The sequence below is a fragment of the Prevotella sp. SGI.167 genome (genome assembly GCF_050313615.1).
Classification (GTDB): Bacteria; Bacteroidota; Bacteroidia; order Bacteroidales; family Bacteroidaceae; genus Prevotella.
The window spans coordinates 302925-327945 of record NZ_JBNPLT010000001.1 but is presented as its reverse complement, the minus strand read 5'-3'; the positions used below and the strand labels follow the sequence as shown (position 1 = coordinate 327945).

Genomic DNA, 25021 nt, shown 5'->3' with positions numbered 1-25021 from the left:
CAAAATACTATATTTTCTTCTCTTTCCAGAGAGGAATGGTAGTAATAAACGAAATGCATAATTATAATAATGTGTGCCGATGAATATGATTAATCAAAGATTGGAAAGTTTAAGGGAGGTTATGAAGCGTGAGCATCTTGCTGCGTTCATTTTTCCTAGTACTGATGCTCATCAAAGTGAGTATGTTGCTGACCATTGGATGGGTAGGGCTTGGATATCAGGCTTTGATGGTTCTGCAGGAACAGCAGTCGTGACCATGCATTCTGCTGCGTTGTGGACAGACTCCCGCTATTTTCTTGCTGCTGAGGAACAGTTGAAAGGTACTGAGTTTCAGTTGATGAAATTGAAAATTCCGGGAACTCTTTCGATTGCAGAATGGCTGGGGAAGGAGCTGCAGGATGTAGACTCTCCAGAAGTGGGTTTGGACGGATGGGTTAATTCCTATTCCTCAACTTCTGGATTGATTGCTGATTTGCGTAAAGCAGGTGGCATCACGGTTCGTACCAATTTTGATCCGTTGGAGGAAATTTGGAAAGATCGTCCTTCCATTCCTTTGAAACCTGTAGAAATTCAGCCAATGGAATTTGCTGGTGAGGATGTTTCTTCTAAGATTAAGCGTATCAGACAGGCTTTAAGAGCTCAGCATGCTGATGGCATGTTGGTTTCTGCCCTGGATGATATCGCCTGGACTCTGAATCTGCGTGGTACTGATGTGCATTGCGTCCCTGTGTTTGTCAGCTATCTCCTGATAGCTTCGGACAAGGTGTCACTTTTTGTTGATGAAGCTAAAGTCAGCTCCGAGATACGTGCATATCTGGAATCCAACAGTGTCTCTATATATAAATATAATAAGGTGGAAGAGGGGCTGAAGGCTTATTCTGAATATAATATTCTCCTGGATGGTAACGAAACCAGCTATTATCTTTGGAAAGCAGTAAGATGTCAGGAGATAGTTCAAGCTTCTTCCCCAATACCGGCAATGAAGGCTGTGAAGAATGAGGCCGAGATTGCCGGATATCGTAGTGCGATGTTGAAAGACGGTGTGGCGATGGTGAAATTCCTCAAATGGCTGCTTCCGGCTGTTGAGGCTGGAGGGGAAACCGAAATCTCAATCGATAAGAAGTTGACTGCTTTGCGTGCAGAACAGAAATTGTTCCGTGATATCTCATTTGACACAATTGCCGGATATCAGGCTCATGGAGCTATCGTTCATTATGAGGCAACGCCGGAAACTGATATTCCTTTGAAGCCGGAGGGATTGCTGCTCCTTGATTCTGGTGCACAATATCAGGATGGCACTACTGATATTACCCGTACCATTGCTCTCGGGCCGATTACCGAGGAAATGAAACACATCTATACGTTGGTACTGAAGGCTCATATTCAGTTGGAATTGGCTAAATTCCCTGATGGCGCTTCCGGTACTCAACTCGATGCTTTGGGACGAGAGTGCATGTGGAGAGAAGGATTCAATTTCCTGCATGGTACAGGTCACGGTGTTGGATCCTATCTGAGCGTGCATGAAGGACCTCACCAAATCCGAATGGAGTATATGCCGACTCCATTACGTGCCGGCATGACTTTGACGGATGAACCAGGACTCTATCTGGCGGGAAAGTTTGGAGTACGTATCGAAAATACAGTCTTGCTTTCCGATTATATGAAAACGGAATTCGGTAAGTTCTTACAGATAGAACCTCTAACCCTTTGTCCAATAGATACAGCACCAATTGATTTGACAATGCTCATGCCGGAAGAGCTGGCTTGGCTCAATGAATATCATGCTAAGGTGTATGCAGAATTGGCTCCTTATCTTGATGAAGAGGAGAAAAAATGGCTGGAAAATGCCACAAAAACCATAAAATGAAGGCGTTAAAACAAAAAAAACGTCTAAATTCTTGGTTATCTGAAAAATAAGATGTAATTTTGCACCCGCAAATTGTGGCATCATGCCCATTACGCAAGAAATAATATAAGTTTAACATTATAAATTAAAAGCAAAAAAATGATTATTGTACCAGTTAAGGACGGTGAGAACATCGAGAGAGCTCTCAAGAAGTTTAAGAGAAAGTTTGAAAAGACAGGTGTTGTTAAGGAGTTGCGTGCTCGTCAGCAGTACGACAAGCCATCTGTTTTGAAGCGTCTCAAGATGGAACACGCCATTTACGTACAGCAGTTGCGCGCAAACGAGGAATAATAGTAAAAAATCCTCAAAAAATTTGGTAGTTTGAATTAATTTTCGTAACTTCGTTGCCGAATAACAGAATGAGCAACCTTATGCTGAATATTGACAAGTTCTTAGAATACTTAGAGTGTGAACTGAATAGGTCGCAAAGGACAGTAGAAAGCTATCGGGATGATTTGAAACACTTCGAGAAGTTTGCTAGGGACTTGTCTGATTCCTTCTCTTGGGAAACCGTTGATGCTGATCTCGTCCGTAACTGGATGGCTCAGATGATTGACGAGGGAAATAAGGCTACTTCAGTCTGTAGAAGGTTGAGTGCTTTGAAGACTTTTTATCGTTTTGCCTTGTCGAGGCATTATGTGGGAAGTGATCCTGTTTATCAAGTCCAAGGGCCGAAAAAAGAAAAACCTCTGCCGCAATTCTTGAAAGAGAGTGAGTTGGAGGATTTGCTGGATAAGCAACAGTGGGGGACTGATTATAATAGTGTACGTGCGCGTACCTTAATTATAACGTTCTATGAAACTGGGATGCGAGTCTCGGAACTGGTTGGCTTGAATGATGAGGATGTCAACTTTCTGAATAAAGAGTTGAAGGTCACGGGAAAGGGAAATAAGCAGCGTGTCATTCCGTTTGGTGACGAGCTTAGTGAAACTTTACAAGGATATATAAGGCTAAGGAATCTTAGCTTGGAGCGAAAGTCGGATGCTTTGTTTCTTTCTAGAAAGGGGATGAGGATGAGTACTGCTAATGTTCGCTCTATTGTGAAGGAAAACCTCTCGAGGGTCTGCTCGTTGAAAAAGAAAAGCCCACATGTCTTGAGACATACGTTTGCTACGGCAATGTTGAATCATCATGTTGGTATTGAAAGTTTGAAAAAACTGTTGGGACATGCCAAGCTCTCTACTACGGAGATTTATACGCATACAACGTTCGAACAGTTAAAGCGAGTTTATAATGAAGCCCATCCAAGGGCATAACCTTTTAAAATTGGAGGTCACTATGGAAATTAAGATTCAGTCGATTCATTTCGACGCTACTGAGAAGTTACAGGCGTTTATCGAGAAGAAAATCGCCAAGTTGGAGAAAACTTATGAAGATATACAGAAAGTAGAGGTGCAATTAAAGGTCGTAAAACCTGCTACTGCCCTTAACAAGGAAGTCCATCTCGATGTTGCAGTCCCAGGAACCCATTTGTTCGTGGAGAAGACATGCGATACTTTTGAGGAGGGAGTTGACCAGGCAGTGGATTCTATGAAGGTTCAATTGACCAAATTTAAAGAAAAAACAAGGAATCGATAAAAAAAACACGAAAAAATTTTGTGGATTCAAAAAATAGTTGTATCTTTGCAGCCGTTTTCCGATAGGTCGAAAACTTAGCCGTATTGCGGCTGTAAAGATTGCCTCTTTAGCTCAGTTGGCCAGAGCACGTGATTTGTAATCTCGGGGTCGTTGGTTCGAATCCGACAAGAGGCTCGAAAGGAAAGTTTATGGGTAGTTACCAGAGTGGCCAAATGGGGCAGACTGTAAATCTGCTGGCTATGCCTTCGGTGGTTCGAATCCATCACTACCCACTTTCTTTGATAAGCGGAAATAGCTCAGTTGATAGAGCACTAGCCTTCCAAGCTGGGGGTCGCGGGTTTGAGCCCCGTTTTCCGCTCAATTTATTAACTTGCTGTAATAGCTCAGTGGTAGAGCACTTCCTTGGTAAGGAAGAGGTCCTGAGTTCAACTCTCAGTTACAGCTCTATCGTTCTAGATGCTTTAGGATGGTAGAGGAACAGATTATTCATTTATATAAATAAAAAGAAAAGCTATGGCTAAAGAAGAATTCGTGCGTACCAAACCGCATGTTAACATTGGTACAATTGGTCATGTTGACCATGGTAAGACTACTCTGACCGCTGCTATCTCTAAGGTATTGAATGAGAAGCTCGGTACAACTGAGGAAGTTAAGTCATTCGATCAGATTGATAATGCTCCTGAGGAGAAAGAGCGTGGTATCACTATCAACTCTGCTCACATCGAGTATGAGACTGCAAAGCGTCACTATGCGCACGTTGACTGTCCTGGACACGCTGACTATGTAAAGAACATGGTTACTGGTGCTGCTCAGATGGATGGTGCTATCTTGGTTTGTGCTGCTACTGATGGTCCTATGCCACAGACACGTGAGCACGTACTTCTTGCACGTCAGGTAAACGTTCCTCGCTTGGTTGTTTTCTTGAACAAGTGTGATATGGTTGACGATGAGGAGATGCTTGAGCTCGTTGAGATGGAGCTTCATGAGATCCTCGAACAGTACGGTTATGAGGAGGATACTCCAATCGTACGCGGTTCTGCTCTCGGTGCTTTGAACGGTGTAGAGAAGTGGGTTAAGTCTGTTGAGAACTTGATGGACGTAGTTGATGAGTGGATTCAGGAGCCTGAGCGTGAGGTTGACAAGCCATTCTTGATGCCTATCGAGGACGTATTCTCAATCACAGGTCGTGGTACTGTTGCTACTGGTCGTATCGAGACTGGTCGTTGCAAGGTAGGTGACGAAGTTCAGTTGCTCGGTCTTGGTGAGGATAAGAAGTCTGTTATCACTGGTGTTGAGATGTTCCGTAAGGTACTCGCTGAGGGTGAGGCAGGTGATAACGTAGGTTTGCTTCTCCGTGGTATTGACAAGGCAGAAGTTAAGCGTGGTATGGTAGTTGTACACCCAGGTGCTATTACTCCTCACGATCACTTCAAGGCTTCTATCTATGTATTGAAGAAGGAAGAGGGTGGACGTCATACTCCATTCGGTAACAAGTATCGTCCTCAGTTCTATCTCCGTACTATGGACTGTACAGGTGAAATCAAGCTTCCAGAGGGAGTTGAGATGGTAATGCCTGGTGATAACGTAGAGATTGAGGTAGTGTTGATCTACAAGGTTGCTTTGAACGAGGGTCTTCGTTTCGCTATCCGTGAGGGTGGTCGTACAGTAGGTTCTGGTCAGATTACAGCACTTCTCGACGATGTTCAGTAATTTTAGAATTATCTAGACTTACTATATATGACTTCTGCTTCTGCGGAGGCGGAAGTCAACTTACGGGTTTAGCTCAGTTGGTAGAGCACTGGTCTCCAAAACCAGGTGTCGAGGGTTCGAGCCCTTCAACCCGTGCAAAATAGAAGATAATATGAATAAAATAGTAAATTATTGCAAGGCATGTTACGATGAACTTGCGCATAAGACTACTTGGCCATCACGTGCCGAACTTACTCATAGTGCAATGGTTGTATTATCTGCTTCCCTAGTCATTGCATTGGTGGTGTTCGCGATGGACTCTATATTCAAAGCCTTTATGGGTGTTGTTTATCCAGGTTAATTTTTAAAGGAAATGGCAGACGCAGGAAATAAATGGTATGTGCTCAAGGCCGTAAGCGGTAAAGAGGCTAAGGTGAAAGAATACATCGAAGCTGAGATGAAGCACAATGACTTACTTGCAGCAAATGTTTCTCAGGTGCTTATACCAGTTGAGAAGCATGCGGCTGTGCGTAATGGTAAGAGAGTCGTTAAAGAAAAAGTATCTCTTCCAGGTTATGTTTTTGTGGAGGCTAAACTGAAGGGTGATGTTGCGCATACACTGCGTTTCATGCCTAACGTTCTTGGTTTCCTTGGAGGATTGGATGAGCCTACACCTGTCCCACAGAGAGAGATCAATCGAATGTTGGGAGCAGCAGAAGAGACTGAATTTGAGGAGAATCTAGATTGTCCTTATCTCGTTAATGATACTGTTAAGGTAATGGAAGGTCCATTCAGTGGATTCAGTGGTGTTATCGAAGAGGTTAACTTGGAGAAACATAAGCTGAAGGTAACGGTTAAGATCTTCGGACGTAAAACTCCGTTGGAATTAGGTTTTATGCAAGTAGAAAAGGAATAGGATTCTGTTACGAGAATTTTAGATCCTTTTATAAGTTTCAATTTTAAATATTAACAAGAAAATGGCTAAAGAAGTTGCTGGATTAATCAAATTACAGATTAAAGGTGGCGCTGCAAATCCTTCACCTCCAGTAGGACCTGCTCTGGGTTCTAAAGGTATTAATATCATGGGATTCTGCAAGGAGTTCAACGCCCGTACCCAGGACAAAGCAGGTAAGGTATTGCCAGTTGTTATTACATACTACACTGACAAGTCGTTCGATTTCGTTATCAAGACTCCTCCTGCTGCTGTACAGTTGAAAGAGGCTGCAAAGATCAAGAGTGGTTCTGCTCAGCCTAATCGTCAGAAGGTTGCTTCTCTTACTTGGGATCAGGTAAAGGTAATCGCTGAGGATAAGATGAAGGACTTGAACTGCTTTACTGTAGAGTCAGCTATGAAGCTCATCGCTGGTACTGCAAGAAGTATGGGTATTACTGTAAAGGGAGACTTCCCTGGTAAATAATTTAAAACTTCAATTAGAAAAATGAGTAAACTGACAAAAAATCAAAAATCAGTAGCTGATAAGGTTGAAGCAGGGAAGATGTACACTTTGAAAGAGGCTGCAGAGTTGGTTAAGGAAATTACCACAACCAAGTTTGATGCATCTCTTGATATTGATGTACGTTTAGGTGTTGACCCACGTAAGGCTAACCAGATGGTTCGTGGCGTTGTTTCATTGCCAAACGGTACCGGTAAGGTTACTCGCGTGCTCGCTCTCTGTACTCCTGATCAGGAAGCTGCTGCTAAGGAAGCAGGCGCTGACTACGTAGGTCTCGACGAATATGTTGAGAAGATTAAGGGTGGTTGGACAGATATTGATGTCATCATCACAATGCCATCTTGCATGGGTAAGATTGGTCCTTTGGGTCGTGTTCTCGGTCCTCGTGGATTGATGCCAAACCCTAAGAGTGGCACTGTAACTATGGATGTTGCTAAGGCAGTTAAGGAAGTTAAGCAAGGTAAGATTGACTTTAAGGTTGATAAGGCTGGTATTATCCACACTTCAATCGGTAAGGTTAGTATGACCTCAGAGCAGATCTACGGAAATGCTAAGGAGTTCATCAATACAGTTATCAAGTTGAAGCCTGCTGCTGCTAAAGGTACATATATCAAGAGTATCTTTATTTCTAGCACTATGAGTAAGGGTATCAAGATTGATCCTAAATCAGTTGAATAACTCTAAAAGTTTTGTAAAATGAAGAAAGAAGTTAAAGATACTATCATCACCAAACTTGGACAGTTGCTTCAGGAATTCCCTCACTTCTATCTTGTAGATGTTACAGGATTGGATGCAGAGAAGACAAGCAATCTTCGTCGCAAGTGTTTCAAGAGTGAGATTAAGATGGTTGTTGTTAAGAATACCTTGCTTCACAAGGCATTTGAGGCATCAGACATCGATTTCTCTGAGCTTTATGGCAGCTTGAAGGGTACTACAGCAGTTATGTTCACTAACGTAGCTAATGTACCAGCTAAGTTGTTGAAGGAATACGAGAAGGAAGGCATCCCAGCATTGAAGGCTGCTTATGCAGAGGAAGGATTTTATGTTGGTGCAGACAAGCTCGCAGAACTTTCAGCAATCAAGAGCAAGAGCGAGGTTATCGCAGAGATTGTTGCTTTGCTCCAGTCTCCAGCAAAGAACGTTGTTTCTGCTCTTCAATCAGGAAGCAACACTATTCACGGTGTGCTTAAGACATTGGGCGAGCGTCCTGAGTAATCAATCACAATGTTATCAATTTTAATAGTATAAACAAATAAAAATTTAGAATAAAATGGCAGATATCAAAGCTATTGCAGAAGAGTTAGTAAATCTTACTGTTAAGGAAGTTAATGAGTTGGCAACAGTCCTCAAGGACGAGTATGGAATTGAGCCTGCTGCTGCAGCTGTAGCTGTAGCTGCTGGTCCTGCTGCTGGTGGTGCAGCTGCAGCTGAGGAGAAGTCTTCTTTCGACGTAGTTCTCGCTGAAGTTGGTGGCGCTAAGCTCCAGGTAGTAAAGGCTGTTAAGGAGGCTTGTGGTCTCGGCTTGAAAGAGGCTAAGGATCTCGTAGACGGTGCTCCTTCTACAATCAAGGAGGGTGTATCTAAGGACGAGGCTGAGAACCTTAAGAAGGCTATCGAAGAGGCTGGTGCTAAGGTAGAGCTCAAGTAATTAGATTAATTACATCTCTTACATAATGGTTAGGATTCTCCTAGTAGGCGAGTCCTAACCTTTTTGTGTCTTTTATTATCATGTTAATAAAACCCCATTTAATAACTTCTAATGGCTACAAAAATTGTTGATAACAGAGTAAATTTTGCCAGCGTCCATAATCCGTACCCATATCCGGATTTTCTCGATGTGCAGTTAAAGTCTTTTAAGGACTTCTTACAGTTGGATACTCCGCCTGAGGAACGCAAGAATGACGGTTTGTATAAGGTGTTCTCTGAGAATTTCCCTATCACCGATACTCGTAATAATTTCGTTCTTGAGTTCTTGGATTACTATATTGACCCTCCTCGTTATTCTATTGATGAGTGCTTGGAGCGCGGTCTTACATATAGCGTACCTTTGAAGGCTAAGATGAAACTGTATTGTACTGATCCTGACCATGAGGATTTCGGTACTTTCATTCAAGATGTATTCTTGGGTACTATCCCTTACATGACTTCTAACGGTACATTCGTCATCAATGGTGCTGAGCGTGTTGTTGTTTCTCAGTTGCACCGTTCACCTGGTGTGTTCTTTGGACAGGGTGTTCATGCAAATGGTACTCTTCTCTATTCTGCCCGTATCATTCCTTTCAAGGGTAGCTGGATTGAGTTTGCTACTGACATCAATAATGTGATGTATGCTTACATCGACCGTAAGAAGAAGTTGCCTGTTACTACCTTGCTTCGTGCTATCGGCTATGAGCAGGATAAGGATATTCTCCAGATTTTCGACCTTGCTGAGGAGGTTAAGGTTAACAAGAAGAATATGAAGGCTGCTATCGGTCGCAAGCTTGCTGCACGTGTCCTGAAGAGTTGGTATGAGGACTTCGTTGATGAGGATACTGGTGAAGTTGTATCTATCGAACGTAACGAGGTTATCATGGAACGTGAAACCGAGTTGACTGTCGATAACATCGAGGAGATTGTTGAGAGTGGTGCTTCTACTGTTCTTCTTCACAAGAATGAAGAGGCTGCTAACAAGTTTACCATCATCTTCAATACATTGGCAAAGGACCCAAGTAACTCTGAAAAAGAGGCAGTCAACTACATTTATCGTCAGTTGCGTAATGCTGATCCTGCTGATGATGCCAGTGCACGCGAAGTATTCCAGAACTTGTTCTTCTCAGACAAGCGTTATGATTTGGGTGAGGTAGGTCGCTACCGTATTAATAAGAAGTTGGGTCTCGATACAGATATGGATGTCCGCGTTTTGACGAAGGACGATATCATCGAGATTATCAAATATTTGATTCAGCTCATCAACTCAAGTGCTACAGTTGATGATATCGACCACTTGTCTAACCGTCGTGTTCGTACCGTTGGCGAGCAGTTGGCTAACCAGTTCTCTATCGGTTTGGCACGTATGAGCCGTACAATCCGTGAGCGTATGAACGTTCGTGACAATGAGGTGTTTACACCAACAGATTTGATCAATGCCAAGACCATCTCTAGTGTTATCAACTCATTCTTCGGTACAAACCCATTGTCTCAGTTCATGGACCAGACCAACCCATTGGCTGAGGTAACTCACAAGCGTCGTCTTTCTGCCCTCGGTCCTGGTGGTTTGTCTCGTGAGCGTGCAGGTTTCGAGGTTCGTGACGTACACTATACTCACTATGGTCGTCTTTGTCCTATTGAGAGTCCTGAAGGTCCAAACATCGGTTTGATTTCTTCTCTCTGTATGTATGCAAAGATCAATGACCTTGGCTTTATCGTTACTCCTTACCGTAAGGTTAACGACAGCAAGGTTGACATGGATAATGCTGATGTCGTATTCTTGACCGCTGAGGATGAAGAGGCTAAGATTATTGGTCAGGGTAATGCTCCTTTGACAGAAGAAGGTGAATTTATCCGTGACGTTGTTAAGTGCCGTCAGGATGCTGATTACCCAGTTGTTCCTCCTGCAGACGTTGATTATGTTGACGTGTCACCTCAGCAGATTGCTTCTGTATCAGCAGGTTTGATTCCATTCTTGGAGCATGATGACGGTCACCGTGCGTTGATGGGATGTAACATGATGCGCCAGGCTGTTCCATTGCTTCACAATGATGCACCTATCGTAGGTACTGGTCTTGAGAAGCAGGTTTGTGAAGATTCACGTACTATGGTTACTGCAGAAGGCGAGGGTGTTATCGAATATGTAGATGCTACAACCATCCGTATTCTTTACGATCGTACAGAGGATGATGAGTTCGTAAGCTTCGAGCCTGCTTTGAAGGAGTATCGTATTCCTAAGTTCCGTCGTACCAACCAGAATATGACCATCGACTTGCGTCCTATCTGCAATAAGGGTCAACGTGTGAAGGCTGGCGATATCCTGACTGAGGGTTATGCTACTGAAAATGGTGAGTTGGCTTTGGGTCGTAACTTGCTCGTTGCTTATATCCCTTGGAAGGGTTATAACTATGAGGATGCCGTCGTTATCTCTGAGCGCATGGTTCGCGATGACGTGTTGACTTCTGTTCACGTAGACGAGTATTCTCTTGATGTTCGTGAGACTAAGCGTGGTGTAGAGGAATTTACTTCCGATATTCCAAACGTAAGCGAAGAAGCTACAAAGGACCTCGATGATAATGGTATCGTTCGCGTAGGTGCTAGAATTGAACCAGGCGATATCATGATTGGTAAGATTTCACCTAAGGGTGAGAGCGATCCTTCACCAGAAGAGAAGTTGCTCCGTGCTATCTTCGGTGACAAGGCTGGTGATGTGAAGGATTCTTCATTGAAGGCTAATCCATCTTTGAGTGGTGTTGTTATTGACAAGAAGTTGTTCTCACGTGCAGTGAAGACTCGTGAATCCAAGAAGCAGGATAAGATTATACTTGCAAAGATTGATGAGGAGTACGAGGCAAAGGGAGACGACTTGAAGGATATCCTCGTTGATAAGTTGCTCACTCTGACAGAGGGAAAGACTTCTGAGGGCGTCAAGGATTATACAGGTGCTGAAATCATTACCAAAGGTAGCAAGTTCACTGCTACTGCCTTGAAGAACCTGGAGTATGATGGTGTTCAGTCTAATGGTTGGACAGATGATGACCATACCAATGGTTTGATCCAGCGTTTGATCATGAACTATATCCGCAAGTACAAGCAGCTTGATGCTGAGTTGAAGCGTCGCAAGTTTGCTATTACTATCGGTGATGAGCTTCCATCAGGAATTCTTCAGATGGCTAAGGTTTACATCGCTAAGAAGCGTAAGATTCAGGTAGGTGATAAGCTTGCTGGTCGTCACGGTAATAAGGGTATCGTTTCTAAGGTAGTTCGTCTTGAGGATATGCCATTCATGGCAGACGGTCGTCCTGTTGATATGGTATTGAACCCATTGGGTGTGCCTTCTCGAATGAACCTTGGTCAGATCTTTGAGTGTATCCTCGGTGCTGCAGGTAAGAAGTTGGGTGTTAAGTTCGCTACTCCTATCTTTGACGGTGCTAAGCTGGAAGACCTTTCTGAATGGACAGATAAGGCTGGTTTGCCTCGCTTCTGTTCTACTTACCTCTATGATGGTGAGACAGGTGAGCAGTTCGACCAGCCAGCTACAGTTGGTATGACTTACTTCTTGAAGTTGGGTCACATGGTTGAGGATAAGATGCACGCACGTTCCATCGGTCCTTACTCTCTGATTACTCAGCAGCCACTTGGTGGTAAGGCACAGTTTGGTGGTCAGCGATTCGGAGAGATGGAGGTTTGGGCCATCGAGGCTTTCGGTGCCAGCCACGTATTGCAGGAGATTCTGACTATCAAGTCAGATGACGTTGTAGGACGTAGCAAGGCATACGAGGCAATCGTGAAGGGTGATCCAATGCCAACACCTGGCATTCCAGAGTCACTCAACGTATTGCTCCATGAGCTTCGCGGCCTTGGCTTGAGCATCAAGCTGGATTAATTTTGAGAACCCCTAATTAAGATATAGAAACATGGCTTTCAAAAAAGATACAAAGGTAAAGAATAATTTTACGAAGATTACCATCGGTCTCGCTTCTCCTGAGGAGATCCTGGAAAATTCGTATGGTGAGGTTACTAAGCCTGAAACCATTAATTATCGAACATACAAGCCGGAGCGTGATGGTCTCTTCTGCGAGCGCATTTTTGGTCCTACCAAGGACTATGAGTGCGCCTGCGGTAAGTACAAGCGCATCCGCTACAAGGGAATCGTCTGCGACCGATGCGGTGTAGAGGTTACTGAGAAGAAGGTTCGTCGTGAGCGTTCTGGTCACATCGAACTCGTTGTTCCTGTAGCTCACATCTGGTATTTCCGTTCTCTTCCTAACAAGATTGGTTACCTCCTCGGTATGCCAACCAAGAAACTTGATGCTGTTATCTACTACGAGAAGTATGTAGTTATCCAGCCTGGTGTGATGGAAGGTAAGACAGATGCTGATGGATTGGAAGTAAACGGTTCTCATAAGCTCGATCTCCTGACAGAAGATGAGTATATCGACATTATCGACAACCAGATCAGCGAGGAAAATGATCGTTTGGATGATTCTGATCCTAACAAGTTCATTGCCAAGATGGGTGCAGAGGCTATCTATGAGCTTCTTCAGGATGTAGACCTCGACAATCTGTCATACGAACTTCGTGACCGAGCTAACAACGATTCTAGCCAGCAGCGTAAGACTGAGGCTTTGAAGCGTCTTCAGGTAGTAGAGGGTTTCCGTGCCAGCAAGGGTATTAACAAGCCTGAATGGATGATCATGAAGATTATTCCTGTTACTCCTCCAGAGCTTCGCCCATTGGTACCGCTGGACGGTGGTCGTTTCGCTACATCAGACTTGAACGACCTCTATCGTCGTGTTATCATCCGTAACAACCGTTTGAAGAGATTGGTTGAAATCAAGGCTCCTGAAGTGATTCTCCGAAACGAGAAGCGTATGTTGCAGGAGGCTGTTGACAGCTTGTTCGACAACTCTCGCAAGAGTTCTGCTGTCAAGAGTGAGAGCAATCGTCCATTGAAGTCTCTCTCTGACTCTTTGAAGGGTAAGCAGGGTCGTTTCCGTCAGAACTTGTTGGGTAAGCGTGTTGACTACTCTGCTCGTTCGGTAATCGTTGTAGGTCCTGAGTTGAAGATGGGTGAGTGTGGTCTTCCTAAGTTGATGGCTGCTGAGCTTTACAAACCATTTATCATCCGCAAGTTGATTGAGCGTGGTATTGTCAAGACTGTTAAGAGTGCCAAGAAGATTGTTGACCGTCGCGAGCCTGTTATCTGGGATATCCTCGAGAACGTGATGAAGGGTCATCCGGTTATGTTGAACCGTGCCCCTACACTTCACCGTCTCGGTATTCAGGCTTTCCAGCCTAAGATGATTGAGGGTAAGGCTATCCAGTTGCACCCATTGGCATGTACAGCGTTCAACGCCGACTTCGATGGTGACCAGATGGCTGTTCACCTTCCATTGAGCAATGAGGCTATCTTGGAGACTCAGATTCTGATGCTCCAGAGCCATAACATTCTGAACCCTGCTAATGGTGCACCTATCACCGTTCCTTCTCAGGATATGGTGCTTGGTCTCTACTATATTACAAAGATTCGTCCAGGTGCAAAGGGCGAGGGATTGACATTCTACGGTCCTGAGGAGGCTTTGATTGCCCGTAACGAGGGGCGTTGTGATCTCCACGCTTTGGTAAAGGTTGTCGTTGACGACTTGGTTGACGGTAAGATTCAGAAGCGTATGGTTGAGACTTCTGTAGGTCGTGTTATTGTGAATGGTATCATCCCTGATGAGGTAGGATTCTTCAACGATGTCATCTCCAAGAAGACTCTCCGTGGCTTGATTTCTAGTGTAATCAAGGCCGTAGGTATGGCTGAGGCATGTGAATTCCTCGATGGTATCAAGAACTTGGGTTATCGTATGGCATACGTTGCAGGTTTGTCATTTAACCTTGGTGATATCATTATCCCACCAGAGAAGGAGGCTATCGTTGAGCGTGGCCGCAAGGAGGTTGAGGAAATCACCAACAACTATAACATGGGTTTCATCACCAACAAGGAGCGTTACAACCAGGTTATCGATGCATGGACTCACGTAAATACCGATTTGGGTAACATCTTGATGAAGGAGATGACTGAAGCTGACCAGGGATTCAACGCTGTATACATGATGCTTGATTCCGGAGCCCGTGGTTCTAAGGATCAGATTAAGCAGTTGTCAGGTATGCGTGGTTTGATGGCTAAGCCTCAGAAGGCTGGTGCAGAGGGTGCGCAGATCATTGAGAACCCTATCCTTTCTAACTTTAAGGAGGGTATGTCAGTGTTGGAGTACTTTATCGCTTCTCATGGTGCCCGTAAGGGTCTTGCGGATACCGCTATGAAGACTGCCGATGCTGGTTACCTGACTCGTCGTCTTGTTGACGTTTCTCATGACGTCATCATTACTGAGGAGGATTGTGGTACATTGCGCGGTCTGGTATGTACAGCATTGAAGAATGGTGATGAGATTATTTCTTCACTCTATGAGCGTATCCTGGGTCGTGTATCAGTTCATGACATTATCCACCCAACTACAGGTGAGTTGATAGTCAAGGCAGGTGAGGAAATTACTGAGCCAAAGGCTAAGGCAATCGATGAGTCTCCTATCGAGAGCGTTGAGATTCGTTCCGTACTTACCTGTGAGAGCAAGAAGGGTGTCTGCATGAAGTGTTACGGTCGTAACTTGGCTACAGCCCGCATGGTTCAGCTTGGTGAGGCTGTCGGTGTCATCGCAGCTCAGGCTATTGGTGAGCCTGGTACTCAGCTTACTCTCCGTACATTCCACGCCGGTGGTATTGCGTCTAACGCTGCTGCCAATGCTAAGATTGCTGCGAAGAACAAGTCTCGTATCGAGTTTGATGAATTGAGCACTGTTCCTTTCATCGAGGAAGATGAGGAAGGAAATGATATCAAGTGCGAGAAGGTAGTAAGCCACTTGGCCGAAATCCGTTTCGTTGATCCAAATACAAACATCATCCTTGCTACATTGAATGTTCCTTACGGTTCTTCTCTGTATCATAAGGAAGGTGAAGTTGTTGAAAAGGATACTGTGATTGCCCGTTGGGACCCATTCAACGCCGTTATCGTCAGCCAGTATGCAGGTACATTGAAGTTCAATGACGTTCAGAAGGATCAGACCTACCGTGCCGAGGTCGATGAGACCACTGGTTTGGAGGAGAAGATCATCACTGATTCAAAGAATAAGGCGATGGTTCCTTCTTGTGATGTTATCGATGCTAATGGTGAGGTAGTTGGTACATACAACTTCCCTGTAGGTGGTCACCTCATTGTTGAGGATGGTCAGACTATCAAGACTGGTGAGGTGTTGGTTAAGATTCCTCGTGCGGTTGGTGGTGCTGGTGATATCACCGGTGGTCTTCCACGTGTTACCGAGCTTCTCGAGGCTCGTAACCCATCTAACCCTGCTGTCGTATCAGAAATCGATGGTGAGGTAACCATGGGTAAGGTAAAGCGTGGTAACCGTGAGATCATCGTAACATCTAAGACTGGTGATCAGAAGAAGTATCTCGTATCTCTCTCTAAGCAGATTCTGGTACAGGAGCATGATGCTGTACGTGCTGGTACTCCTCTTTCTGATGGTAGTGTAACTCCTGGCGATATCCTCGCCATCATGGGTCCTACTGCTGTTCAGGAGTATATCGTTAACCAGATTCAGGACGTTTACCGTCTCCAGGGTGTGGCTATCAACGATAAGCACTTCGAGGTTGTGGTACGTCAGATGATGCGTAAGGTTCGTATCGACGATCCAGGTGATACCACATTCCTGGAGCAGGAGTTGGTTGACAAGCTCGACTTCGCTGAGGAAAATGATCGTATCTGGGGTAAGAAGGTTGTTACCGATGCCGGCGACAGCACCGAACTTAAGCCAGGTCAGATTATCACAGCACGCAGATTGCGTGATGAAAACTCTGCCTTGAAGCGTCGTGACAAGAAACTTGTACAGGTTCGTGATGCAGTAGCTGCTACTTCTACTCAGATTCTTCAGGGTATCACCCGTGCTGCTCTTGGTACAAAGAGCTTCATGAGTGCTGCTTCCTTCCAGGAAACTACTAAGGTCTTGAACGAGGCTGCTATCCGTGGTAAGGTTGATTACCTTGAGGGTATGAAGGAGAATGTAATCTGCGGTCACTTGATTCCTGCAGGTACTGGTCTCCGTCAGTGGGAGAAGCTCATCGTCGGCTCTAAGGAAGAGTACGAGCGTATGCAAGCTAATAGAAAGAATGTACTCGACTATGCAGATACTCCTATCGTGGACTAATCAGTAGAATAGAGTCACATATATAATAAGGAGGGTGTGTCATAAGATTATGATGCACCCTCTTTTTCTTTTGTATGCTATTGATATATTGTTGGAAAAGACAGCTAAAGTTTTTGGAAAAGCTAGTATCTCTGGTCGCACAACAGCTGTTGTGCGCTTGCATATCAGCTGATATGCGCTTGCATGACAGGTGATGTGCATGCGGTGGTCAACCGTTATGCGCTAACTTTTTATATTTTTTCTTCTTCATGGGTTGGGAATTTTGTACCTTGATGTGTTCTTGGGATAAACAATACAGATAAAAATAGAAATGGAAAAGATAGAACAACTTTTTCGCCAGCATTATTCAAAGATGTTTCTCGTTTCGAGGATGATTCTAGGCGATGAAGAGACCGCAAGGGATGTGGTGAGCGATATTTTTGCAGATTTGCTCAGTGGAAAGCTTCGGCTTCCACCTAAAAGTACGGAAGGTTACTTTCTCGTTCTTACTCGAAACCGATGTTTGAATTATCTCAGAAAGATGACCTTTCACGAAAAGGTCAAGGCTGGTCTTAAAGTGGACCATACGGTAGATATCGTGCATGATGAAAACCGAATCATTCGCGAGATAGACCATGAGATGAGCAAGGCAGATCAGATGCTTCGTTTTGTAGATGAAGAATTGACGCTCCAAACCCGGCGCGTGGTCAATATGCATTATCGCCAGAAACTCACTTATCATGAAATCTCAGAAGAGTTAGGTATCAGTGAGGCTGCCGTCTATAAGCATCTTGCTCAAGGTATCAAACGAATAAAAGAACATTTTAATCCCAAGAACAATGGATAAGTTAACACAAGTAATCGACATGATTGAGCACCCAGAGCATTATTCTGAGTCTCAGATGAAAGAGATTCTCCAAGATGAGGAGTCTCGCCAGACCTATCTCACGATGATGGAGATGCGTATGGCTTTTGATAAAGAAGCGACGGAGAAAGATTTGGATGTAGATAAGGAATGGCAATTGTTTGCTGAACAGCATCCGGTAGTGAAGTCCCGTTTTGATTGGCGCAAACTCGCTGCTTCCTTTATAGGTGTATGTTTGCTGTCTGGTATCGCCTTTGCTGCCATTCATGCATTCAGTTCGCATCGTCAGGTAGAAGAAACATCGGCAGGGGATACGTCTCAGGTAAAAGTAGCATCCAGTCCAAATACTGCTGCTGTCAGTGATAAAGCTACGTCATCTGATGTCAAGAAGGAAATTGTGCATAAGACTTTCGACAATGTTTCCTTAGAAACGATGCTCGGAGAAATGGCAGAGTATTATGGAGTGAAGATTGTGTTCCAGAACCAGGAAGCCAAGCAGCTTCGTTTCTATTATGAATGGAACAGCGAGAACAGTCTGCAGAGTGTAGTGGATGAATTGAATCATTCACAGCAGATAGTTCTCTCTTTGGACAATGAGCAACTTGTTGTAGAATAACCCTGTCGCTGACAGGTCTGTTTACAAGTTGGCTTATTTGTAATATGTATCAAATCAATATAAAGATTATGAAGAAATATATGTTCGCTTTCCTGATGTGTCTGTTGGTACAGGCATCGTTTGGACAGCGCATCTCTCGAAGCTATAGCAACCGTTCCATGTCTGAAGTCCTGAAGGATTTAGACAAGGCAACCCGTCGATATAAAATCAGTTTTATTTATAATGAACTGGAAGATTTCACCGTCACTACCTCTTTCCGTAATCTCGATTTGCAGGAAGCTTTGGGGCGGGTCTTTGGATTTTATCCGATGAAGGCTACGATAGAGGATAGCTTGATATTCGTGGAATGTACCCAAAAGGAACCTACCAAATTGATGGGCCGGGTGATTGATGAACGTCATCGACCAGTGGAGTTTGCCAATGTGGCTTTACTTAATCCCAGGGATTCTTCCTTTCTCACAGGTGGTGTGACCAATGCCAGCGGCAATTTCGTGATACCTTGTGGCATGAAGAAGGTTCTCGCCAAAGTAAGTTGTGTGGGTTATTACACCTTATATAATATATATAATGTGGGAAAAGTCGGAAATGTGGTGTTGAAGGAGAGTACCATGCATATCAATGGTGTTACGGTGAAGGCGAAATTGCCTTCTTTCAAGATGGGACGTGAAGGAATGCTCATAGACATACAGCATTCTGATTTGTCAAAAGTAGGAGATGCCGTTGATGTACTCCGACAATTACCTCGCATCAATGTAAGTAGTACCGATGTCATCAGCGTTTATGGCAAGGGTACACCTATTATATATATCAACAATAAGCAGGTGAGAGATTCCAGGGAATTGCAGCGCCTGAAGTCTGATGCCATCAAGAATGTGGAAATCATTACTTCGCCTGGTGCAAGATATGATGCCACGGTTAGCTCTGTCATACGTATCCGAACCGTCAAGAAGCAGGGCGAAGGGGTGAGTGGATCCTTGAATTCCATGGTATGGTATAATGGATATCTGGGAGGGTCAGAACAGCTTAGTCTCAATTATCAGAGTGAAAAGCTCAACTTGTTTGGGTCTCTTTGGGGATATACAAGAGGGCATAAGGAGGCTACTTCGCTAATTCAGCATATTGAAGGAACGAAGAATGTTACCGTAAACCAGTATGATCCCTTATCCTATCGCAATACAATGGGAGAAGTAAACTTTGGTTTCAATTACGACCTCAATGATGAAAACTCTATCGGTGCTTCTTATGATTTAGAATGCGAACCCTATGCGAAAGGGCATGTTGATGGACAGCAGGAAATATTCAATGAGGGACAACCTGTGGATATCATCAAACAGAAAGTATTGTTCGATGATATAGGTAGTCCTACCCATGAGTTGAATGCTTACTATGTGGGAAAGGTCAATAAACTGGGAATAGACTTTAATGGAACCTGTCTCTGGCAAAAAACTGGGCGGGATATGTTGGAAACAGAAGAGGCTACCGTATTGGAAAATCGGGAAATCCATACTGCGAGTCGCCGCCATAATCAGTTGCTTGCAGGCAAACTGGTTCTTTCTTATCCCATAGCCAAGGGGCAGTTGGAGTTAGGAAGCGAAGTGAGCCATACCCACAGTAGCGGAGAATATATCAATGCGGAAGGTATTGTGGCGGATGCTTCTACCGACATGAAGGAAGATAATTTGGCGGGATTTCTTGCCTTTTCATATCCTTTAGGCTCGTTTTCAATGGATGCAGGATTGAGATACGAGTATGTGTCTGCCAAGTATTATTCTTTCGGTAAGTATGAAGAAGAGCCTAGCAGGAATTATAGCAATTGGTTTCCCAACCTGACCCTGTCATGGAATAAGGAACCATGGGCGGCATCTCTGGCGTATACCTGCAAGACAAAGCGTCCTTCTTATAGTTCCTTGCGCAATGAGGTGCAGTATGATAATCGCTATATGTATGAAGGTGGCGATCCTTATCTTCGTCCTACCATTGCTCATGATGTTTCATTGGATGTGATGTGCAACTGGATTTCGTTTGGTGTGGAGTATCTTTATGAGGACAATCCCATCATCTGGTATGTTACCCTTTATAATCATCAGGATATAGCCTTCTTGAGAAATGTGAACTTTTCCAGCAAGCAGACGATGACAGCGTATGTCATAGCTGCTCCCAAGTTCGATTGGTATCAGCCTACATGGCAAGTCTTCTTTCAGAAGCCTTTTTTTGATGCGGAAAAATATGGTGCTCCTCGTGGTTTGTCGAAGCCTGCCTTGGGTATTACATGGAACAACAAGTTTAAGTTGAGTTCTACTTGGACTTCATGGGTGACCCTTCATGCCAATACTACATCCTATAATGCCTTCCGCCGGTATCGCTCTGGTTATTTTGCCTCTATGCGAATGGTTAAGACATTTTTGGATGAAGCTTTGACTGTTAATTTCTATGCAGAAGATATCTTCAGAAGTCAGAAAGACCAATGGGCCATGTATGGTGACCATGCAACCTTGACGAAGGATAGTTATAATAGTGCCCGTGAAATTGGTGTCCGGGTGGTCTATAAATTCAATTCCGGTCATAGAAAGTATAAGGGCTCAGGTGCTGGTAATGCAGAGAAGAGCCGCTTCTGACAGACCGGTTCTTCAGATAAAAAAGAATTTATATTTCAAAAGTCCTTTCATACTAAGCTTGTGTCTTTGAAGCGTTTTAGTGTGAAAGGACTTTTAACACAAAATAATTGGCAGATTATTCGTTTTTTCCAGATATTATTTGTAAATTTGCATCATAAATTAAAGTTTAACCCTATTAACTTGATAAAATTATGGAAGAAAATAAGAATAAGGAACAGCAGAATCAGTTCCAGATGGGTATCAGCCCAGAAGTAGCAGAAGGTACATATTCAAACTTGGCATTGATTACCCATTCTAGCTCAGATTTCATTTTGGATTTTGCTTGTGCACTCCCAGGAATGCCGGCACCTCAGATCAAGAGCCGTGTCATCATGGCACCAGAGCACGCTAAGCGTTTGCTTCAGGCCTTGCAGAGTAATGTATATAATTATGAGCAGACTTTCGGTAAGATTAAGATGGCTGAAGAGCAGCAGGATCGTACTATCGCTCCATTCGGCACACCAAAAGGTGAGGCTTAATCCATAGAACATACATACTAAGACTAAATTTCCTGCTAAATTCCACTTTTTCTTTATAAGTTTTGTTTTTAATAGTTATATAAAGTTAAAATTTAGGATCCTTTTTCAAAAGTTACCTATAATATTAGGTAGTTTGCAGAAAAAATCGTAACTTTGCACCCCGAAAAACCCCATAATGTGGTGGCTTATACGGAAATAAGACAATAATAAAAAACAAAATAATAAATTAAAAAGTAAAATTATGCCTACTATTTCACAGTTAGTAAGAAAAGGCAGAAGAGTTTTGGTAGACAAGAGCAAGTCTCCAGCTTTGGATTCATGTCCTCAGCGTCGTGGTGTTTGCGTTCGTGTTTACACAACAACTCCAAAGAAGCCTAATTCGGCAATGCGTAAGGTTGCCCGTGTACGTTTGACAAACTCTAAGGAGGTTAACTCTTACATTCCAGGAGAGGGACACAACTTGCAGGAGCACTCAATCGTATTGGTTCGTGGTGGTCGTGTAAAGGACCTTCCTGGTGTTCGTTATCACATCGTTCGTGGTACTCTTGATACCGCAGGTGTTGCAAACCGCACACAGCGTCGTTCTAAGTACGGTGCTAAGCGTCCAAAGGCTAAGAAGTAATTCTAAATCCGGACAAAATTAAAAGAAATCCGAAAACTCACGGTCGGAGAAGGTCGAGAGTTTAGGTAAAAAGATTATTTTATTAAACGTTTTGCTGGAGAAGTAACAGGTTGAGTAAATACTCGGGTGCGAGTGTTGAAGAACGATATACAGCCCCATGCAGAATTTAAATTTTTTCGATTAAAAATGAGAAAAGCAAAACCAAAGAAGAGAGTGATCCTCCCAGATCCAGTCTTCAACGACCAGAAGGTCTCTAAATTCGTAAATCATTTGATGTATGATGGTAAGAAGAATACATCTTATGAGATTTTCTACAATGCACTCGATACCGTAAAGGCTAAGATGGCTAACGAGGAGAAGTCTGCACTTGAAATTTGGAAGCAGGCTCTCGATAATATTACTCCACAGGTTGAGGTTAAGAGCCGCCGTATTGGTGGTGCTACCTTCCAGGTTCCTACAGAAATTCGTCCTGACCGTAAGGAAAGTATCTCTATGAAGAACCTTATCAGCTTCGCTCGCAAGCGTGGTGGTAAGACTATGGCAGACAAGCTTGCTGCTGAGATTATGGATGCTTATAACAATCAGGGTGGCGCTTTCAAGCGTAAGGAGGATATGCATCGTATGGCTGAGGCTAACCGTGCATTTGCTCACTTCAGATTCTAATTTAACATATAAAATAGGTTTAAAAGAAAATGGCAAATCGCGATTTACATTTGACACGTAACATCGGTATCATGGCGCACATCGATGCCGGAAAGACAACAACATCTGAGCGTATCTTGTTCTATACAGGTAAGACTCATAAGATCGGTGAGGTACACGATGGTGCTGCTACAATGGACTGGATGGTCCAGGAGCAGGAGCGTGGTATTACTATCACTTCTGCAGCTACAACTTGTAACTGGAACTATCTCGGTAAGTCTTATAAGATTAACTTGATCGATACTCCGGGACACGTTGACTTCACTGCTGAGGTTGAGCGTTCACTCCGTGTACTCGATGGTGCTGTTGCTACATATTCTGCAGCTGACGGTGTACAGCCACAGTCAGAGACAGTATGGCGCCAGGCTGACAAGTACAATGTACCTCGTATCGGTTATGTAAACAAGATGGACCGTTCAGGTGCTAACTTCTTTGAGACAGTTCAGCAGATGAAGGATATCTTGGGTGCTAATCCTATTGCTATTCAGATTCCTATTGGTGCAGAGGAGAACTTCAAGGGTGTAGTTGACCTGATCAAGATGAAGGCTATTCTCTGGCACGATGAGACTATGGGTGCTGAGTATGACGTAGAGGAAATTCCTGCAGATTTGGCTGACGAGGCTGCAGAGTGGCGTGATAAGCTTCTTGAGGGTGCTGCTAACTTCGATGACGAGGTTATGGAGCTCTATCTCGATGGTCAGGATATTCCAGAGGAGAAACTCCTTGCTGCTATCCGTAAGGGTTGCTGCGCTATGGAATGCTGCCCAATGTTGCTCGGTTCTTCATACAAGAACAAGGGTGTTCAGCCATTGCTCGACTATGTATGTGCATTCTTGCCATCACCAATGGATACTCCAAATATCATCGGTACTAACCCTGATACAGAAGAGGAAGAGGATCGTAAGCCATCTGAGGATGAGCCAACATCTGCTCTCGCATTTAAGATTGCTACTGACCCATTCATGGGCCGCTTGGTATTCTTCCGCGTTTACTCAGGTAAGGTTGTTGCTGGTTCTTATGTTTACAACCCACGTTCTGGCAAGCGCGAGCGTATCAGCCGTCTGTTCCAGATGAACTCTAAGCAGGAAATTCCAATGGAGTCAATCGACGCAGGTGATATCGGTGCAGGTGTTGGTTTCAAGGATATCCGTACTGGTGATACACTCTGTGATGAGGATCACCCAATTGTATTGGAGTCTATGACATTCCCTGATACTGTAATCTCTATCGCAGTTGAGCCTAAGAGCCAGGCTGACATCGCTAAGTTGGATAACGGTCTCGCTAAGTTGGCTGAGGAGGATCCAACCTTTACAGTACGTACTGATGAGCAGAGCGGTCAGACAATCATCTCTGGTATGGGTGAGCTCCACTTGGATATCATCATCGACCGTTTGAAGCGTGAGTTCAAGGTTGAGTGTAACCAGGGTAAACCTCAGGTTAACTACAAGGAGGCTATCACTAAGACAGCTCAGAGCCGTGAGACTTACAAGAAGCAGTCTGGTGGTCGTGGTAAGTTCGCTTGTATCGATGTAACCATCGGTCCTAAGGACGAGGATTACAAGGAGGGCGACTTGCAGTTCATCAACGAGGTTAAGGGTGGTAACGTTCCTAAGGAATTCATCCCATCAGTACAGAAGGGCTTCGCTGACTGTTTGTCAAATGGTGTACTCGGTGGCTTCCCAATGACAGGTTTGAAGGTAACTTTGACCGATGGTAGCTTCCACCCAGTTGACTCTGACCAGTTGTCATTCGAGTTGGTAGCACATCAGGCATTCAAGGTACTTTGCCCTAAGGCTGGTCCTGTTTTGATGGAGCCTATCATGAAGGTAGAGGTTGTTACTCCAGAAGAGAACATGGGTGACGTAATCGGTGACTTGAATAAGCGACGTGGTCTCGTTCAGGGTATGGAAGAAGGTCGTAGCGGTGCTCGCATCGTAAAGGCAATGGTTCCATTGGCTGAGATGTTCGGTTATGTAACAGCTTTGCGTACTATCACTTCTGGTCGTGCAACAAGTTCTATGGAGTACGATCATCATGCACCTCTTTCTTCAACAATTGCTAAGGCTGTGTTGGAGGAGGTTAAGGGTCACGCAGAACTTCTTTAATAACAAAGAAATAACGGTAAGATGAGGCGCTGCTTAGCGAATGACTCTTAAGCAGCGTACCTCTTCTTCCTTTAGACTAAAATAATTCATATAATAATAACTTAATTTTAAAAATGAGTCAGAAAATCAGAATTAAGCTGAAGTCTTACGACCACCAGTTGGTTGACAAGTCAGCTGAGAAGATTGTGAAGGCTGTAAAGGCAACAGGCGCTATCGTTAGTGGTCCTATTCCATTGCCAACACACAAGCGTATTTTTACTGTAAACCGTAGTACTTTCGTTAACAAGAAGTCTCGCGAGCAGTTCCAGCTCTCAGATTTCAAGCGTCTCATTGACATCTACAGCTCAACAGCTAAGACAGTTGATGCCTTGATGAAGCTTGAATTGCCAAGTGGTGTAGAAGTAGAAATCAAAGTCTAATTATTAAAAATTAAATTG

General features: G+C 44.0%; 21 protein-coding genes and 5 tRNA genes. All 26 read left to right on the top strand.

All coding sequences use genetic code 11. The features are described from left to right. Positions 1-79 precede the first annotated feature (79 nt). Positions 80-1867: an aminopeptidase P family protein gene (locus ACQRBJ_RS01375; protein ID WP_445302668.1), complete on the top strand. Its 1788-nt coding sequence runs from the start codon at positions 80-82 to the stop codon at positions 1865-1867. Positions 1868-2005: 138 nt separating this feature from the next. Then, the gene (rpsU, locus tag ACQRBJ_RS01370; RefSeq protein WP_006848852.1) at positions 2006-2197 is read left to right on the top strand and encodes a 30S ribosomal protein S21; all 192 of its coding nucleotides are present in this window, start codon (positions 2006-2008) and stop codon (positions 2195-2197) included. Positions 2198-2280: 83 nt separating this feature from the next. After that, positions 2281-3162, top strand: a complete 882-nt coding sequence (locus ACQRBJ_RS01365) for a tyrosine-type recombinase/integrase (protein ID WP_445302685.1) — start codon at positions 2281-2283, stop codon at positions 3160-3162. A gap of 22 nt (positions 3163-3184) precedes the next feature. Then, positions 3185-3484, top strand: a complete 300-nt coding sequence (hpf, locus tag ACQRBJ_RS01360; protein WP_217760866.1) for a ribosome hibernation-promoting factor, HPF/YfiA family — start codon at positions 3185-3187, stop codon at positions 3482-3484. Between the two features lie 100 nt (positions 3485-3584). Next, a tRNA-Thr gene (locus ACQRBJ_RS01355) sits at positions 3585-3658 on the top strand. A gap of 16 nt (positions 3659-3674) precedes the next feature. After that, positions 3675-3756, top strand: a tRNA-Tyr gene (locus ACQRBJ_RS01350). Between the two features lie 13 nt (positions 3757-3769). Next, positions 3770-3842 (top strand) — tRNA-Gly (locus ACQRBJ_RS01345). Positions 3843-3856: 14 nt separating this feature from the next. Beyond that, positions 3857-3928: transfer RNA gene (locus ACQRBJ_RS01340), tRNA-Thr, on the top strand. A 69-nt stretch (positions 3929-3997) separates the two neighbouring features. After that, positions 3998-5194, top strand: coding sequence for an elongation factor Tu (gene tuf, locus ACQRBJ_RS01335; protein ID WP_295348174.1), 1197 nt, complete (start codon positions 3998-4000; stop codon positions 5192-5194). A 62-nt stretch (positions 5195-5256) separates the two neighbouring features. After that, a tRNA-Trp gene (locus ACQRBJ_RS01330) sits at positions 5257-5329 on the top strand. Positions 5330-5345: 16 nt separating this feature from the next. Beyond that, positions 5346-5534, top strand: coding sequence for a preprotein translocase subunit SecE (gene secE, locus ACQRBJ_RS01325; RefSeq protein ID WP_006848848.1), 189 nt, complete (start codon positions 5346-5348; stop codon positions 5532-5534). Positions 5535-5546: 12 nt separating this feature from the next. Further along, on the top strand, positions 5547-6089 hold the full coding sequence (gene nusG / locus ACQRBJ_RS01320) for a transcription termination/antitermination protein NusG (protein WP_445302667.1): 543 nt from the start codon (positions 5547-5549) through the stop codon (positions 6087-6089). A gap of 61 nt (positions 6090-6150) precedes the next feature. Continuing rightward, positions 6151-6591, top strand: a complete 441-nt coding sequence (gene rplK, locus ACQRBJ_RS01315) for a 50S ribosomal protein L11 (protein WP_089543938.1) — start codon at positions 6151-6153, stop codon at positions 6589-6591. Between the two features lie 21 nt (positions 6592-6612). Continuing rightward, positions 6613-7305, top strand: coding sequence for a 50S ribosomal protein L1 (rplA, locus tag ACQRBJ_RS01310; RefSeq protein ID WP_294700320.1), 693 nt, complete (start codon positions 6613-6615; stop codon positions 7303-7305). 18 nt (positions 7306-7323) lie between these two features. After that, positions 7324-7842: a 50S ribosomal protein L10 gene (gene rplJ / locus ACQRBJ_RS01305; protein ID WP_294969765.1), complete on the top strand. Its 519-nt coding sequence runs from the start codon at positions 7324-7326 to the stop codon at positions 7840-7842. A 55-nt stretch (positions 7843-7897) separates the two neighbouring features. After that, on the top strand, positions 7898-8275 hold the full coding sequence (gene rplL, locus ACQRBJ_RS01300) for a 50S ribosomal protein L7/L12 (RefSeq protein ID WP_089543935.1): 378 nt from the start codon (positions 7898-7900) through the stop codon (positions 8273-8275). A 111-nt stretch (positions 8276-8386) separates the two neighbouring features. After that, positions 8387-12199 (top strand): DNA-directed RNA polymerase subunit beta, encoded by a 3813-nt coding sequence (rpoB, locus tag ACQRBJ_RS01295; RefSeq protein ID WP_294969762.1) that lies wholly within the window; start codon positions 8387-8389, stop codon positions 12197-12199. 31 nt (positions 12200-12230) lie between these two features. Beyond that, positions 12231-16562, top strand: coding sequence for a DNA-directed RNA polymerase subunit beta' (gene rpoC, locus ACQRBJ_RS01290; RefSeq protein ID WP_294969760.1), 4332 nt, complete (start codon positions 12231-12233; stop codon positions 16560-16562). A 310-nt stretch (positions 16563-16872) separates the two neighbouring features. After that, positions 16873-17388, top strand: a complete 516-nt coding sequence (locus tag ACQRBJ_RS01285; protein WP_295348167.1) for a sigma-70 family RNA polymerase sigma factor — start codon at positions 16873-16875, stop codon at positions 17386-17388. Continuing rightward, positions 17381-18022, top strand: coding sequence for a DUF4974 domain-containing protein (locus ACQRBJ_RS01280; protein ID WP_445302666.1), 642 nt, complete (start codon positions 17381-17383; stop codon positions 18020-18022). The genes ACQRBJ_RS01285 and ACQRBJ_RS01280 overlap by 8 nt, the downstream gene beginning before the upstream one ends. 68 nt (positions 18023-18090) lie before the next feature. Continuing rightward, a complete protein-coding gene (locus ACQRBJ_RS01275) occupies positions 18091-20637 on the top strand; it encodes a TonB-dependent receptor domain-containing protein (protein WP_445302665.1) in 2547 nt (848 codons plus the stop codon). 191 nt (positions 20638-20828) lie between these two features. After that, entirely contained in the window at positions 20829-21155 is a 327-nt protein-coding gene (locus tag ACQRBJ_RS01270; RefSeq protein WP_153125293.1) for a DUF3467 domain-containing protein, read from the top strand. Between the two features lie 241 nt (positions 21156-21396). Next, the gene (rpsL, locus tag ACQRBJ_RS01265; RefSeq protein ID WP_006848839.1) at positions 21397-21777 is read left to right on the top strand and encodes a 30S ribosomal protein S12; all 381 of its coding nucleotides are present in this window, start codon (positions 21397-21399) and stop codon (positions 21775-21777) included. 186 nt (positions 21778-21963) lie between these two features. Continuing rightward, positions 21964-22440, top strand: a complete 477-nt coding sequence (gene rpsG, locus ACQRBJ_RS01260) for a 30S ribosomal protein S7 (protein ID WP_153125295.1) — start codon at positions 21964-21966, stop codon at positions 22438-22440. 29 nt (positions 22441-22469) lie between these two features. Continuing rightward, positions 22470-24584, top strand: a complete 2115-nt coding sequence (gene fusA / locus ACQRBJ_RS01255) for an elongation factor G (protein ID WP_294969745.1) — start codon at positions 22470-22472, stop codon at positions 24582-24584. A gap of 113 nt (positions 24585-24697) precedes the next feature. Continuing rightward, positions 24698-25003 (top strand): 30S ribosomal protein S10, encoded by a 306-nt coding sequence (gene rpsJ / locus ACQRBJ_RS01250; RefSeq protein ID WP_006283658.1) that lies wholly within the window; start codon positions 24698-24700, stop codon positions 25001-25003. Positions 25004-25021 lie beyond the last annotated feature (18 nt).

What these genes read in the sequence shown, in the direction of transcription:
- rpoC (WP_294969760.1), top strand. Translation starts at nt 12,231, where the DNA reads ATGGCTTTCAAAAAAGATACAAAGGTAAAGAATAATTTTACGAAGATT.
- rplL (WP_089543935.1), top strand. Translation starts at nt 7,898, where the DNA reads ATGGCAGATATCAAAGCTATTGCAGAAGAGTTAGTAAATCTTACTGTT.
- rpsG (WP_153125295.1), top strand. Translation starts at nt 21,964, where the DNA reads ATGAGAAAAGCAAAACCAAAGAAGAGAGTGATCCTCCCAGATCCAGTC.
- ACQRBJ_RS01285 (WP_295348167.1), top strand. Translation starts at nt 16,873, where the DNA reads ATGGAAAAGATAGAACAACTTTTTCGCCAGCATTATTCAAAGATGTTT.
- nusG (WP_445302667.1), top strand. Translation starts at nt 5,547, where the DNA reads ATGGCAGACGCAGGAAATAAATGGTATGTGCTCAAGGCCGTAAGCGGT.
- rpoB (WP_294969762.1), top strand. Translation starts at nt 8,387, where the DNA reads ATGGCTACAAAAATTGTTGATAACAGAGTAAATTTTGCCAGCGTCCAT.
- fusA (WP_294969745.1), top strand. Translation starts at nt 22,470, where the DNA reads ATGGCAAATCGCGATTTACATTTGACACGTAACATCGGTATCATGGCG.
- rpsU (WP_006848852.1), top strand. Translation starts at nt 2,006, where the DNA reads ATGATTATTGTACCAGTTAAGGACGGTGAGAACATCGAGAGAGCTCTC.
- ACQRBJ_RS01280 (WP_445302666.1), top strand. Translation starts at nt 17,381, where the DNA reads ATGGATAAGTTAACACAAGTAATCGACATGATTGAGCACCCAGAGCAT.
- hpf (WP_217760866.1), top strand. Translation starts at nt 3,185, where the DNA reads ATGGAAATTAAGATTCAGTCGATTCATTTCGACGCTACTGAGAAGTTA.
- tuf (WP_295348174.1), top strand. Translation starts at nt 3,998, where the DNA reads ATGGCTAAAGAAGAATTCGTGCGTACCAAACCGCATGTTAACATTGGT.
- rpsL (WP_006848839.1), top strand. Translation starts at nt 21,397, where the DNA reads ATGCCTACTATTTCACAGTTAGTAAGAAAAGGCAGAAGAGTTTTGGTA.
- secE (WP_006848848.1), top strand. Translation starts at nt 5,346, where the DNA reads ATGAATAAAATAGTAAATTATTGCAAGGCATGTTACGATGAACTTGCG.
- rpsJ (WP_006283658.1), top strand. Translation starts at nt 24,698, where the DNA reads ATGAGTCAGAAAATCAGAATTAAGCTGAAGTCTTACGACCACCAGTTG.
- ACQRBJ_RS01275 (WP_445302665.1), top strand. Translation starts at nt 18,091, where the DNA reads ATGAAGAAATATATGTTCGCTTTCCTGATGTGTCTGTTGGTACAGGCA.
- ACQRBJ_RS01375 (WP_445302668.1), top strand. Translation starts at nt 80, where the DNA reads ATGAATATGATTAATCAAAGATTGGAAAGTTTAAGGGAGGTTATGAAG.
- rplK (WP_089543938.1), top strand. Translation starts at nt 6,151, where the DNA reads ATGGCTAAAGAAGTTGCTGGATTAATCAAATTACAGATTAAAGGTGGC.
- rplA (WP_294700320.1), top strand. Translation starts at nt 6,613, where the DNA reads ATGAGTAAACTGACAAAAAATCAAAAATCAGTAGCTGATAAGGTTGAA.
- rplJ (WP_294969765.1), top strand. Translation starts at nt 7,324, where the DNA reads ATGAAGAAAGAAGTTAAAGATACTATCATCACCAAACTTGGACAGTTG.
- ACQRBJ_RS01270 (WP_153125293.1), top strand. Translation starts at nt 20,829, where the DNA reads ATGGAAGAAAATAAGAATAAGGAACAGCAGAATCAGTTCCAGATGGGT.